General features: G+C 61.1%; 12 protein-coding genes. 3 read left to right on the forward strand and 9 right to left on the reverse strand.

Annotation, left to right across the window (positions count from 1 at the left end; genetic code table 11):
• Window positions 1-121: 121 nt before the first annotated feature.
• Window positions 122-2,704 carry an ATP-dependent chaperone ClpB gene (clpB, locus tag ABXR19_RS09260; protein ID WP_354600838.1) on the forward strand — a complete coding sequence of 861 codons (2,583 nt, stop codon included), beginning with the start codon at window positions 122-124 and terminating at the stop codon, window positions 2,702-2,704.
• Between the two features lie 143 nt (window positions 2,705-2,847).
• Here clpB and ABXR19_RS09265 read toward each other — a convergent pair whose 3' ends face one another.
• Genes ABXR19_RS09265 through gspG form a run of 9 tightly spaced genes read right to left on the reverse strand, consistent with a single transcriptional unit; the run spans window position 2,848 to window position 11,193 of the window.
• Entirely contained in the window at window positions 2,848-3,240 is a 393-nt protein-coding gene (locus tag ABXR19_RS09265; protein ID WP_354600839.1) for a type II secretion system protein, read from the reverse strand.
• On the reverse strand, window positions 3,233-5,356 hold the full coding sequence (locus ABXR19_RS09270) for a secretin GspD/PilQ domain-containing protein (RefSeq protein WP_354600840.1): 2,124 nt from the start codon (window positions 5,354-5,356) through the stop codon (window positions 3,233-3,235). Before ABXR19_RS09270 ends, ABXR19_RS09265 begins: the two co-directional genes overlap by 8 nt.
• A complete protein-coding gene (locus tag ABXR19_RS09275) occupies window positions 5,349-5,897 on the reverse strand; it encodes a hypothetical protein (protein WP_354600841.1) in 549 nt (182 codons plus the stop codon). Before ABXR19_RS09275 ends, ABXR19_RS09270 begins: the two co-directional genes overlap by 8 nt.
• Window positions 5,894-6,460, reverse strand: a complete 567-nt coding sequence (locus tag ABXR19_RS09280; RefSeq protein WP_354600842.1) for a GspMb/PilO family protein — start codon at window positions 6,458-6,460, stop codon at window positions 5,894-5,896. Before ABXR19_RS09280 ends, ABXR19_RS09275 begins: the two co-directional genes overlap by 4 nt.
• Before the next feature lie 5 nt (window positions 6,461-6,465).
• Window positions 6,466-7,041, reverse strand: a complete 576-nt coding sequence (locus ABXR19_RS09285; protein WP_354600843.1) for a hypothetical protein — start codon at window positions 7,039-7,041, stop codon at window positions 6,466-6,468.
• Window positions 7,038-7,868 carry a hypothetical protein gene (locus ABXR19_RS09290; RefSeq protein WP_354600844.1) on the reverse strand — a complete coding sequence of 277 codons (831 nt, stop codon included), beginning with the start codon at window positions 7,866-7,868 and terminating at the stop codon, window positions 7,038-7,040. Before ABXR19_RS09290 ends, ABXR19_RS09285 begins: the two co-directional genes overlap by 4 nt.
• Window positions 7,849-9,534 (reverse strand): GspE/PulE family protein, encoded by a 1,686-nt coding sequence (locus ABXR19_RS09295; RefSeq protein WP_354600845.1) that lies wholly within the window; start codon window positions 9,532-9,534, stop codon window positions 7,849-7,851. The genes ABXR19_RS09290 and ABXR19_RS09295 overlap by 20 nt, the downstream gene beginning before the upstream one ends.
• A complete protein-coding gene (locus ABXR19_RS09300) occupies window positions 9,531-10,715 on the reverse strand; it encodes a type II secretion system F family protein (protein ID WP_354600846.1) in 1,185 nt (394 codons plus the stop codon). Before ABXR19_RS09300 ends, ABXR19_RS09295 begins: the two co-directional genes overlap by 4 nt.
• A 37-nt stretch (window positions 10,716-10,752) precedes the next feature.
• Complete coding sequence (gene gspG, locus ABXR19_RS09305; protein WP_354600847.1) at window positions 10,753-11,193, reverse strand: type II secretion system major pseudopilin GspG; 441 nt, start codon at window positions 11,191-11,193, stop codon at window positions 10,753-10,755.
• Window positions 11,194-11,766: 573 nt separating this feature from the next.
• Here gspG and ABXR19_RS09310 point away from each other — a divergent pair.
• Both ABXR19_RS09310 and ABXR19_RS09315 read left to right on the forward strand, forming a co-directional pair.
• A complete protein-coding gene (locus tag ABXR19_RS09310) occupies window positions 11,767-12,255 on the forward strand; it encodes a type II secretion system protein (RefSeq protein ID WP_354600848.1) in 489 nt (162 codons plus the stop codon).
• 2 nt (window positions 12,256-12,257) lie between these two features.
• Entirely contained in the window at window positions 12,258-12,791 is a 534-nt protein-coding gene (locus tag ABXR19_RS09315) for a type II secretion system protein (RefSeq protein ID WP_354600849.1), read from the forward strand.
• Window positions 12,792-12,794 lie beyond the last annotated feature (3 nt).

A 12,794-nucleotide genomic window follows, 5' to 3' on the forward strand; every position in this document is an offset into this window, starting at 1 on the left:
ATGAAAAACAGACAGCAGCGAAGCACACGTCACTCACACCTCTTACGGCACTTTCAAGCCAGACTTGAAAGCCCGCAATTTCAGCCCCATCTGCATAGAAGAACCCTTCAGGAGCCAGATCATGCGTCTCGACAAGCTCACAACCAAATTCCAGCAAGCCTTGGCGGATGCGCAAAGCATCGCCGTGGGCCACGACTGCCAGTACATTGAGCCGCCTCACCTGCTCGCCGCAATGCTGCTGCAGGAGGATGGCGGCACCGTTTCACTGCTCACCCGCGCCGGCGTGAATGTAGCGGCGCTGAAGACTGCACTGGACCACGCCATCGACCGCCAACCCCAGGTGCAGGGCCATTCTGGCGAGGTGCAGATTGGTCGTGACCTGTCCAATCTGCTCAACGTTACCGACCGAGAAGCCCAGAATCGCGGCGACCAATTCATCGCCAGCGAGATGTATCTGCTCGCCCTGGCTAATGACAAAGGCGAGACCGGAAAGCTTTTCAAAGAGCATGGCGCCAACCGCAAAGCGCTGGAAGCGGCCATCGAAGCCGTGCGCGGTGGCGCCAGCGTCGGCGATGCAGATGCCGAGTCACAACGTGAATCATTGAAGAAATACTGCCTGGACCTGACGGATCGTGCCCGTCAGGGCAAGCTGGATCCGGTGATCGGGCGCGATGACGAGATCCGCCGGGCGATCCAGATCCTGCAGCGCCGCACCAAGAACAACCCGGTGCTGATCGGCGAACCCGGCGTGGGCAAGACCGCCATCGTCGAAGGCCTGGCCCAGCGCATCATCAATGGCGAGGTGCCGGAAACGCTGAAGGGCAAGCGCGTGCTGTCGCTGGACATGGCTGCCTTGCTGGCGGGAGCAAAGTATCGCGGCGAGTTCGAGGAGCGTCTGAAGGCCGTGCTCAACGACATCGCCAAGGAAGAAGGCCAGATCATCGTCTTCATCGACGAGCTGCACACCATGGTCGGCGCGGGCAAGGCCGAAGGCGCGATGGACGCCGGCAACATGCTGAAACCGGCGTTGGCGCGCGGCGAGCTGCACTGCATCGGCGCGACCACGCTGGACGAATACCGCAAATACATCGAAAAAGATGCTGCGCTGGAGCGCCGCTTCCAGAAGGTGCTGGTCGATGAACCGTCGGTGGAGTCGACCATCGCGATCCTGCGCGGCCTGCAGGAAAGATACGAACTGCACCACGGCGTGGACATCACCGACCCGGCCATCGTGGCGGCCGCCGAGCTGAGTCATCGCTACATCACCGACCGTTTCCTGCCGGACAAGGCCATCGACCTGATCGACGAAGCGGCCGCACGTATCCGCATGGAAATCGACTCCAAGCCGGAGGTGATGGACAAGCTGGAGCGCCGCATCATCCAGCTGAAGATCGAGCGCGAAGCCGTGCGCCGGGAAAAGGATCAGGCCTCGAAGAAACGCATGCACCTGATCGAAGAGGAAATCGAAAAGCTCGAACGCGAATACGCCGATCTGGAAGAAATCTGGAAGGCTGAAAAATCTGTCGTCGTTGGCTCGCAACACATCAAGGAAGCCATCGACAAGATTCGCCAGCAAATGGAAGAGGCGCGCCGCGCCGGCGACTGGCAGAAGATGAGCGAACTGCAGTACGGCGAGCTGCCCAAGCTGGAGGCGCAACTGCACACCGCAGAAGGCGCCGAAGGCAGCCGGCCGGCCAACAAGCTGCTGCGCACCCAGGTCGGTGCCGAGGAAATCGCCGAAGTCGTCTCGCGTGCCACCGGTATTCCGGTCAGCAAGATGATGCAGGGCGAGCGTGAAAAACTCTTGAAGATGGAAGAGAAGTTGCACGAGCGCGTGATCGGCCAGGATGAGGCTGTGCGTCTGGTCAGCGATGCGATCCGCCGCTCGCGTGCGGGCCTGTCCGAAGAGGGCCGGCCGTATGGCAGCTTCCTGTTCCTCGGCCCCACGGGCGTGGGCAAGACCGAGCTGTGCAAGACTCTGGCCGGCTTCCTGTTCGATAGCGAGGAGCACCTGATCCGCATCGACATGAGCGAGTTCATGGAGAAACATTCCGTCGCCCGCATGATCGGCGCGCCGCCCGGCTACGTCGGTTACGAGGAAGGCGGCTACCTGACCGAGCAGGTGCGGCGCAAACCGTATTCGGTATTGCTGTTTGACGAGGTGGAAAAAGCCCACCCGGATGTGTTCAACGTGCTGCTGCAGATGCTCGACGAAGGCCGCATGACCGATGGTCAAGGCCGCACCGTGGACTTCAAGAACACGGTGATCGTGATGACCTCGAATCTGGGCAGCCAGATGATCCAGCAGATGGCCGGCGAGCCGTATGCGGCGATCAAGTCAGCGGTGATGGCCGAGGTGAAAGGCTTCTTCCGGCCGGAGTTCATCAACCGCATCGACGAAGTGGTGGTCTTCCACGCGCTGGGCGAGGCGCACATCAAGTCGATTGCGCGCATCCAACTGGGCAATCTGCAGAAACGTCTGGGCAAGCTGGAGATTGGCCTGACCGTGACCGAAGCGGCGCTTGCCGAAGTGGCCAAAGCCGGCTTCGACGCAGTTTTCGGCGCACGGCCACTCAAGCGCGCGATTCAGGAGCACATCGAAAATCCGCTGGCCAGACAGATTCTGGAAGGCCTTTTCGGGCCAAAGGATACTGTGGTGGTGGATGCGCTAAACGGCGTGATCAGCTTTCATAAACCAAACTGAAACCAAGCTTATAGAAACAAGCCTACTTGAAGACCCGCGCGCAGCGGGCATCTTCAGGCAGGCTTGCTGTACAGGCAAGTGGGTAGAGGATCTTGAAGCAAGCATGCCAGAAAAGTCCGCCCGGAGCGGCTCTTCAGCAGACCTTATAGCGCTCCGTAGGGACGGCCGTCTTTGGTTTGGCCTTTGGCGCCACTGCGCAGGTCGTACACCTGACCACGGATCGGCGAATCCGGCGCGACGATGATCCAGGTGCGATTGCTCTGGGTAATCGGGTCCAGCGGCAGGCTGCGCAGATAGCGCTTCTCGACCAGTTCGGCGAGCGAATCCGGATAACGCCCCTGATCGCCGTAGAACTTGTCGATCACGTCACGCGTGGTCTTCAGGTTCTCCATCAGCACGGCGTCCTTGGACCTATCCAGGCTGTCGAAATAACGGGGCACGACCAGCGACAGCAGCAAGGCCAGAATGGCCATTGCCACCAGCATCTCGATCAGCGTGAAGCCGCGACCTGCGCGGCCCGGGCGAGACTCAATCACGCGAACCACCAAACATGCGCGAACCGCTTTCGCCAGCCTGACGCAAGGGATCGCCGTTACTCTGAGGCGCCTGCACCGGCTGCTGCTGGGTCATTGGCTCGATCGAGCTAGCATCGGAACCCTCGCCACGCCGGCCACGCACGCCACTATAGGTGCCACCATCGAAGCCAGCCGCCTCGGGCTTGAGGAAGTGGTTGCCGCGAATCAGGCGGGGCGTGATCGACAGCACCAGTTCGGTTTTGCCCTTGTCGTCGGTATCGGAACGGAACAGGCGGCCAAGGAGCGGGATATCGCCGAGTAGCGGGACCTTGCTCACGCTCTTCTTGTCACTGTCCTGAATCAGGCCGGCAAGGATCTGATTCTCGCCATCCTTCAGGCGCAGCATGGTCGAGGCATTGCGCGTGCCGATCCGGTACGCCACCGTCGTACCATTTTTCTCGGTGCCATTGATGGAGCTGACCTCAAGGTTGATCTTCAGCCCGACCTCATTGCCCGGATAAATCTGCGGTTCGACATCCAGCTTGATGCCTACGTCGATGTAGGTCACGTTCTGGCTGACGACGCCCGTCGACGTTGTGTTGGACGCCAACTGCGGCACGCGTTCGCCGATCATGATCTTGGCCTTCTCCTTGTTGCGCGTACGAATGCGCGGGTTGGCCAGCATATTGACGTCGTTGTCGGTCTCGTTGAAATTCAGGGTGGTCGCGCCCAGCCCCATCGCCAAACTCCCCGGCGTCAGATTCCACAGATCGCGCAGGGTAAGCGTGTTGGCAGTAGAACTGCTCACCGTACCCGATGTTGTATCGGTCGTGCTGGCGGTCGAACTCACTGTTCGCGCCAGTGGCGTCAGGCTCATCGAACCCGGCCAGGCAACGCCCAGATTCTGCAGTTTGCCCTTGCTGACCTCGAGAATCGTCACCTCCAGCATCACTTCCGGTTCGGCCACGTCGTGCATGGCGATCAGCTTTTCGGCCATGGCAATCGCTGCAGGCGTGTCGCGCACAATGATCATGTTGAGTTTTTCATCAACGACCAGATCGCGGAACTTCAGCACGGTCTTCAAACTATTGGCGACCATTTTGACGTCTGCATTGGCAAGCTGAAAGCTGCGCACCGTCAAGGCCTGATAGTCATGCTGTTTATTAGTGTCGTCGGTATAAACCAGCAAAGTGTTTTCGTCGAGCGTGCGCCAGGCCAAGCCGCTAGTCAGCACGACTTTGTCGAGCGCGGCCTTGACCGTCGTGTTACGCAGATAAACCGTGGTCTTCAGATCCTGTGAAACGTCGCGGTCGAAAATGACGTTGAGGCCCGAGGCACGGGTAATCGCATCAAACAGCGAACGCACCGAGGCATCACGGAATTCCAGCGTTACGCGCTTGAGCAGTGGATCTTCCTTCAGCACCGGACTTGCCGGCGGCGGCTCCACTTTCTTCGCGGCAATTACCCTGACGGGCTCAGCCCTGGCCGGGCTCACCACGGGCGGCACTTCCACGGCAGCCACAACGGGCGCTGGCCTGGCTTCGACGACAGCCGGAGCAGACGCAGGCTTTGTCTCCACAAGCACCGGGGCTGGCATCGGAGCGGGCTCTGGCTTGGCCTCAACGAGCGCGGGCACAAGTGCAGGCGCAGGCTTCGTTTCAACAAGCACCGGAGCGGGCGCAGGCGCAGGCGCCGGTTTGGCTTCGACAACAGGCGCAAAAGGGGCGGGCGCGGGGACCGACACAACACGCGACGGAACTGGCAGCGGCCTGGCGAGCACTGGCCCTTGTGCCGCACGGGCAAGGCCATCCTGAGCCTTGGCCTCAAAGCCCTTCACCGTCGCGAGTTGCCTGAACAAGACGGCGGCTTCATCAAAGCGCTGATCCGTCAGCATCCCTTCAGCGCGCTGCGCCAGAAAATTGCCGTAACGCTCGCCCGCCTCAGTCGCCGCATCGCGCAACTTGCTATTGCCCGGATTGGCCTCACTGGATTGTTGCAGGGTCTGATACGCATCCGCCAGGCGGCCGGATGCGGACAGCGCACGCCCCTGCTCCAGATCTCGGCGCACAGCATCGGAACAGCTGCACAGCAAGGCGGTGGCCAGCAAAGCGGCCCCAAGCGAATGAATTCTAGTCATGAGCAAAGTCTTTCTTCTCGCCATCAATCGGGATGACAAATTTTGATTTATCCACCAACTGCGTCAGCCGGATTTCTTGCCCGCTTACCGCATCAACCCTGAATCCATCCACTACCTCGCCGGCTTGCACGACGTGCGTCTTGCCCTGATTCTCAAGAAACGCCAGCCAGTGATCCCGGTCATACATCCGCCCGATCAGCACGAAGGGCTGCGTTGGAGGCGGCGGAGGGGGTGGGGGCGCCGCAACCTGAACCGGATTCGGGTTGCTTCCTTGCGCCGAGAACAAATCGACCTTGGGCCCATTTTCGAGCTCGCCCAGATTGACGCGATCCCGCAAACGCCGCACCTGGGCACTGTCCGCTTCACCGGTAATCGCCGGGTTGTCGAGCGGCGCCTCCGCTTCACTCTGGGCTGCGTGAGGGGCCACGGCAACCGGCGCCACCACTTCACTGCCGCCCGAGGGCGTCTTGTCGCCAAACAAGGCCAGCCAAGCAGCCGCGAGCAGAAATGGGGCCATGATCAACACACGTTTATTGATCATCGTGTGCCTCCCACGACAGGCTCTTGCCACAAGGACAATGAAATCTGCGCCTCGACCGGCCCGGTGCCTGCCTGCTCACGCTTGAGTACGATCTGGTCAATGGAGAGGGCGGGCATGCCTTGCAGCAGATCCGAACAGAACCGTTTGATATTCAGATAATCACCCCGCACTGGCAGCACGATCTGCAGTTGGGAATACGCGCCAGCGGCATCCACCTGACGCCGCATATCCACTTGTGCCACCGTCACGCCAGCATTCGCCGCCAGCTGAAAGACCATGCGCAGTTGCGCCGTCGTACCATCCTGCGGCAACAGCGCGTTACGAAAAACCTGCAGCGGCGGCTCCAGCACTTCGCCCGTACTCACCTTGTTCGTGTTCTCGTGCTGCGCCCGCTGCAATTGATCCGCAGCACGGGAGGCGCCAGCGACCTGCACCGGCACCCAGAACAACCAGACGAGCAGGCTCAGACCCAGTGCCAGCAACGCTGTCGGCAAACGCCAGCCGTGGCGCCAGAAGGCAATTTCAAGATCCAGCCGCAACTGGCTTGATTCAGGCAGTTTCACGCGCGTCATTCTTCCCGCCCTCGCGACATGCGTGCCGAAGCACGTGGCACCGCCTCGCTTTGCGGCACCTCCAGGGTGAAACGCCAGCCGCCCTGGCCGTCACTACCGTTGGCCCCTTCCTGGCGCGTCAGGGCAACGTTCCGGAAGCCTGGCTCGACCCTGATCGCATCCACATAATCCAGCACCTGCTGCGCGGCGGCGGCCTGCACCACCACACGCAGATTTGTCCGCACCGCGCCCATCTCCAGCGCCACCACCACCACATCCGGACGCACATGGCGTTCCAGTTGGGTCAGTAATTCAATCGTCGGGTAGTCCAGCACGCGCACCGCACTATTGATCGAATCAACCATATCCACCGGCACCCGCTCCTGCGCACGCGCCGCGTCATTCAGACTGGCCCGTGCATCCAGCAGCTGGCTAGCCAAGGCAGAGCGGGCCTCGGTTTTTTCCACAAAAGACTGACCAACCGCGCCACCCGCAAGGAGCAGCACCAAGCCCGCCAGCAGCAACATCCACAAGCCCGAACTGCTCCGTCCGGTGGCGCCCTGACGGCAAAAATCAATATGCACCGGCTTCATGCGAACGCTCCCTGCATGGCCAGACTGACCGATTCGGCGGTCTGCCCGGGGCGTGCCCGCACGATCTTCGGCCCCTTTGCCTGCACCAGACGCATGCTCCCGACGCGAGCATCGGCGGGCAACTCAGGCAGCATGCCCAAAGCACAGAGCTGGGCCGGCATATCCAGTCCGGCACGCAGGACTTCTGCCTCCAGCATCTCATTCAAGGCCTCGGCCGTCGGCGCCTTGGCGAACGGGAAGCGTCGTACATGCTGCACTTCACCGCCCGTAATCAGCATGGCTACCACCGCGCGCGCGGCAAAACAGCACAGCCAGCACTCATCCGGAATCTGGGTCTGGAAGGTATTCAAAAGCCGCAACGCATGGGGCTGAATGGAACGCAGCCGCCAGTGACTGGCCTCGGCAATGACGTGCGCCACCTCAACCAGACGTGCCGGCATGGCACAGACCAGGACACGGCCAGTGGACTTCCAGTCGGCCGATAGTTCCCAACCATCGGCCGGGGTGCCGAACAGGGTTTCGAAACGCCCCGCCGCAAGCATGCGCAATTCAGCCAGACTGCCAACGCCGGCCGGGATGACGAGCATGAAATAGCGCGTCCAGGCATCCGATACGGTCAGTACCAGCTCCGCAGAATCAGGCACTCCGCCCTGAGCCAGCAAGGCCTCCAGCGAGGGCGTCCAGTCAGCAGTGGCGGGCGAAGCGGCGCCGGGCAAATATTCGGCGAGCGGCAAGGCGGTCAACAGACGCATGCTCGCGGCGTCAACCACCGCCATGTCGTCCCCACCCACCCCGATAGAGAAGCGTTTATGCCGCAAGCGTGACACGTCGCACCTCCTCAAGCGTGGTCTGGCCTGTCGCCACAAGACTCAGAGCATCTTCGTACAGGCTACGCGTGCCATTGCGTCGCGCCGCCTCCATGATCTGGCGCACCGAGCGGCGCTCCACAATCAACTCGGCAATTTCAGGATTCATGGTCAAAACCTCAGCCACCGCCTTGCGGCCGCGATAACCCGTGCCACGACAATCGCCACAACCCCGGCCCTTCATGAAGTGATAGTCCTTCACCGACTCGGCCGTCAGCCCGGCATCAGCCAGCTCCACGTCCGTCGGCCGATACGGCACAGCACAATGCTTGCAACTCAAGCGCACCAGACGCTGAGCAATCACGCCGTTCAGGGCGGACACAAAGGAATACAGATCGACGCCAATATGCTGGAATCGTCCGAACACGTCGTACACGTTATTGGCGTGCACCGTGGACAGCACCAAGTGGCCCGTCAAAGCTGATTGCACGGCGATCTCGGCGGTTTCCTTGTCGCGGATTTCACCGACCATGATCTTGTCCGGGTCGTGACGCAAAATCGAGCGCAAACCGCGCGCAAAGGTCAGACCCTTCTTGTCATTCACCGGGATCTGCAGGATGCCGGGCAATTGGTACTCCACCGGATCTTCAATGGTGATGATCTTGTCACGGCCGGTGTTGATTTCGGTGAGTGCGGCGTACAGCGTGGTGGTCTTGCCCGAGCCGGTCGGGCCGGTCACCAGCACCATGCCATATGGTTCCTGCACCAAACGCCGCAAGGTTGCCAGCGTCTGCGCATCGAAACCTGCAGCATCCAGCGTCAGTCCGCCGTGTTCTTCGACCATGGACTGTTTGTCGAGAATCCGGATCACCGCGTCTTCGCCGTGAATGCTGGGCATGATCGAGACGCGCAAATCGATTTCGCGGCCCATCGCCGAGACCCGGAAACTGCCATCCTGCGGCACGCGGCGCTCGGCAATATCCAGTTCGGCCAGCACCTTGATACGCGAGATGACCTGCTCGGCCAGCGCACCACCGGAGACATTGGCGATCAGGTCGAGCACACCATCGATACGATATTTGGAAACCATACCACCCGGCGTGCTCTCCAGGTGGATATCGCTGACGCCCTGCTTGAGCGCATCGTAAAGCGTGGAGTTGACCAGTTTTACCGCCGGGCTGGTGGCATCACTGACCGAAGCAAAAGTCAGGCTTTCCAGTGTTTTGCCATCCGCATGGCCCAGCGAGCCATCGTTGATCATGCTGTCGATGGCGCGGATCGACTCTTCCTGACGCGCCAGATAGGCCTGAATATCGGAGAGCAAGGCCAGCCGGTATTCCAGCGCAGTGCCCGCAACGCTTTCCAGCCATACCTGCATGTCAGCATCAAACGGATCGGCAATCACGGCGACCGGCCGAGCTCCCTCTTGCTTGCTGCGCAGCACTGCACAGCCGCGCTGCTGGGCACGCGCCAGCGGCAGGATCTCGAAGGCCGGCAGCAGGTCGAGCATTTCGGCGGTCTCGATCACCTGGCAGTGAAATTTCGCGGCAACAGCCCGTAGCACATCGCGCTGATCCAGCTGCGTCATGGCCTCCAGTTCAGCCATCACAGGCCGGCCGGACTTGAGCGCCGAACTGCGCGCCAGCCGCATGGTTTCCTGCTCGATCAAGCCTGCTCCCTCGTTCATTGCAAAGACCCCGCCAGATCGAAAATCGGCATGTACAACAACACCACAATTCCCCCGATCAGGATACCGATAAAGGCCATCAGCACCGGCTCGAAGACTTTACTGAAGCGCTCGATCCAGCGCGCGCTTTCGCCTTCGTAAAACTGCGCCGAACGCGTCAACATGACACCCAGCTGCCCCGAACGCTCGCCCACCCGCAGCATGCGCAAGGCAATCGGCGTGGTCAGATCATGTAATTCAAAGGCAAATGAAGCTGGCTCACCGTTCGACACTTCAGCCCGCGCCCGCGCCAGCTTGAGCCGGGTTTCTGCGGACACGGAACTTTCCACCATTTCCATGGCCATCACGATGGTGATGCCGCCTTCCAGCAACATGCCCAGAGTCAGGTACAAACGCGACAGCTCCAGAATCCGTGCCCGCTCACCAATCCCGGGAATCCGCTTGGCCAGTTGCGCCCAGCGCCCCTGCCGCGAGTTGCGCCGGACGTACCAGACCGTTGTCGCCACCAAAGACACGACAACGATCGCGACCAGTGTCGTGTGCTGACCGAGCAACTCGCCCCAGGACATGAGCAGCGCCGACATGAAAGACATTTCACGGCCGCTGCCTTTGTAGACCGCCGCAAATTTCGGCACCACGTAGGTCATCAGGAACAGAGTGACCAAGCCCGCCACGGTAAACAACACGGCCGGATAAATCGTGGCGCTGATGATCTTGCTGCGTACCGTGTCCAGACGCGTCTGGTAGTCGATGTAGCGGCTCAAGGCCTGTGGCAGATCACTGGTGCGCTCGGCCGCGCGCACGATGCCGATGAAGAGGGCCGGAAAATACTCAGGCTGCATCGCCACGGCATCCGACAGACGGGAGCCTTCACGGATACGGTTGATCAGCGTTTCCATCACGGCGCGGGAGACTGGCGAATTCTCTTTTTCGATCAGCCCCTCAAGCGCCTCGACCAGATTCAGGCCCGCCTCCAGCAGCGCCAGCAGTTCCTGGCTGAACATCACCAGCGAGAACACGCCGCGCTTGGACTGCCCGCGCAGGCTGCTACGCACCTTGAGACTGACGACCTTGAGGCGCTGCGCCTCCACCGTCTTGCGCGCATCAGGAACGTCCGCAGCCTCGATCAACAGAGTCTGCAGACGATTGTCTGCGGTAAGTGCTCGCACTTCAAACTGCATCAGCGATTACCTGTCTGAATGAATAGACGTATCGGGATCAGTTGAAGATATCGGCTGCGACTTCGGTACCACCAGGCTGCCCGTCACTGCCATACGAAACCACATCGAAATCGCGGCCGCGCGTGCCGGGAATCTTGTAGATATAAGGCTTGCCCCAAGGGTCCAGAGGAATTTCCTTGGCCAGATAGGGGCCGCTCCAGGTGCGCACATTAACGGGTTTACTCATCAGGGCATTCAAGCCCTCGGCCGTCGTCGGATAACGCCCCGCGTCCAGACGAAAGGTATCCAACGCCTTGGCAAAAGCCTCGATCTGCGCCTTGGCGGTTTTATGCTCGGCCCCCCCCAGCTGTGCAAAATACTTGGGGCCGACATACGCTGCCAGCAAACCGATGATTGCCATCACCACCAGCAATTCGAGCAAGGTAAAGCCCTGTGAACGGGCAAAACCAAAGCGCCCCCGTGCTGCTTTTTGAGTCATGTCTGCATCCTGTTGAATGTCTGTTGTAGGCCACCCATGCGGGCAGCCGTCTCCATGCGCAATAGACTGCCACAAAGCCGTCCGACTTCCAATCGGCAATGCACAATGCACCGTGCGTCCGCTCAGGTTTTGTGCGCTGGCGCAACACTCCCCTCATCATCCTAGAAGCCGTAGTTGGACGCTCACGAGTGGGCTGTGATGCAGTGCGCTGGCAAGGCGCGCCGACGCGGCGGGCCTTGCCCGCAAGGAGAAGCAACATAGCCAGCGTGCGGCAGCGCGGCTCAATCGGGTGCGTAGCGCTCTCACCCAAATGGTGAGCGTTGCCGTGAGGATGAAAACTAGTGCGAATGCGGGCTTGCTAGCGATTGGAAGCGGTCAACTGCGGTTTCTAGGATCATCTGCCTGCACAGCCGCACAGCAGCTCGCTGGTCAGCCTGCACACCTGAAGACGCCCGCCCAGCGCGCCTCTGCAGGCATCTCGACACACACCCGTCAGCTACGGATGACGGCCGGGCCTGCAAGGCCTGCTCAGAAAGGTGTAATCTCCCGCCCAATCCTGCTCCAAGGCTTGTCATGCAAAGCGCCCCACGCCACCGCCGCCTCGGTTTCACCCTGATCGAAATGCTGGTCGCGCTGGCCATTCTCGGCCTGCTCGCCAGCATCGTGGTGCCCATCGCACAGGTTTCCATCCAGCGCACCAAGGAGCAGGAGCTGCGTCTGGCCTTGCGCGAAATCCGCACGGCGCTGGACGCCTACAAACTGGCCGCCGACCAGGGCGCCATCCAGCGCACCATCGACTCTTCCGGTTATCCCAAGGATCTGAATGAACTGGTGCTGGGCGCGATGGATCAGCGCAACGCCAAGGGCCAGAAAATGTTCTTCCTGCGGCGCATTCCGCGCGACCCCTTCGCCGACGACCCGCAACTGCCGGATGCCGAGACCTGGGGCCTGCGCAGTTACGCCAGCGAAGCAGAGGATCCGCGCGAAGGTATCGACGTCTATGACGTTTTCAGCCGCTCGACCATCCAGGGCCTGAACGGCATTCCCTACCGCCGATGGTAAGCATGCGGCGCCCCATTCTCCGCACGGGCCTGGGCGGCTTCAGCTACGTGGCGCTGCTGATCGTCGTCGCCATCATCAGTCTGGGGGCTACCGCCAGCGTGCAAATGGGCGGCATCGCCCACCGCCGCCAGGCCGAAGATGAGTTGCTGTTCATCGGTTTGCAGTACAAGCGCGCCATCCGCAGCTACTTCGAAGCGGCCCCGCCCGGGGCTCCGGCAGCCGCCCCGACACGGCTGGAAGACCTGCTGCGTGACCCGCGCTTCCCGGGTGTGCGCCGCCACATCCGCCAACTGTATAACGATCCACTCACCGGCAAGCTGGACTGGGTACTGATCCGCTCCCCCGACGGCAAAGGCCTGCTCGGCGTACACAGCCGCTCAAAAGAAACCCCGATCCGCGTCGACAATTTTCCGGACGAATTCTTTCACTTCAAAGGCAAGACCCGCTATTCCGATTGGGTTTTCGTCTACGGTGTCGTATGCTCCGACCAGGGCTGTGAAATCGATCGCAGCGCAAGCGATTTCGGCGGGCAATAAACC

It is taken from the genome of Uliginosibacterium flavum (genome assembly GCF_040566545.1).
Lineage (GTDB): Bacteria > Pseudomonadota > Gammaproteobacteria > Burkholderiales > Rhodocyclaceae > Uliginosibacterium > Uliginosibacterium flavum.

Excerpts from the sequence above, each read along its gene's own strand:
- clpB (WP_354600838.1), top strand. The coding sequence starts at position 122 with ATGCGTCTCGACAAGCTCACAACCAAATTCCAGCAAGCCTTGGCGGAT.
- ABXR19_RS09270 (WP_354600840.1), bottom strand. The coding sequence starts at position 5,356 with ATGACTAGAATTCATTCGCTTGGGGCCGCTTTGCTGGCCACCGCCTTG.
- ABXR19_RS09275 (WP_354600841.1), bottom strand. The coding sequence starts at position 5,897 with ATGATCAATAAACGTGTGTTGATCATGGCCCCATTTCTGCTCGCGGCT.
- ABXR19_RS09285 (WP_354600843.1), bottom strand. The coding sequence starts at position 7,041 with ATGAAGCCGGTGCATATTGATTTTTGCCGTCAGGGCGCCACCGGACGG.
- ABXR19_RS09295 (WP_354600845.1), bottom strand. The coding sequence starts at position 9,534 with ATGAACGAGGGAGCAGGCTTGATCGAGCAGGAAACCATGCGGCTGGCG.
- ABXR19_RS09300 (WP_354600846.1), bottom strand. The coding sequence starts at position 10,715 with ATGCAGTTTGAAGTGCGAGCACTTACCGCAGACAATCGTCTGCAGACT.
- gspG (WP_354600847.1), bottom strand. The coding sequence starts at position 11,193 with ATGACTCAAAAAGCAGCACGGGGGCGCTTTGGTTTTGCCCGTTCACAG.
- ABXR19_RS09310 (WP_354600848.1), top strand. The coding sequence starts at position 11,767 with ATGCAAAGCGCCCCACGCCACCGCCGCCTCGGTTTCACCCTGATCGAA.
- ABXR19_RS09315 (WP_354600849.1), top strand. The coding sequence starts at position 12,258 with ATGCGGCGCCCCATTCTCCGCACGGGCCTGGGCGGCTTCAGCTACGTG.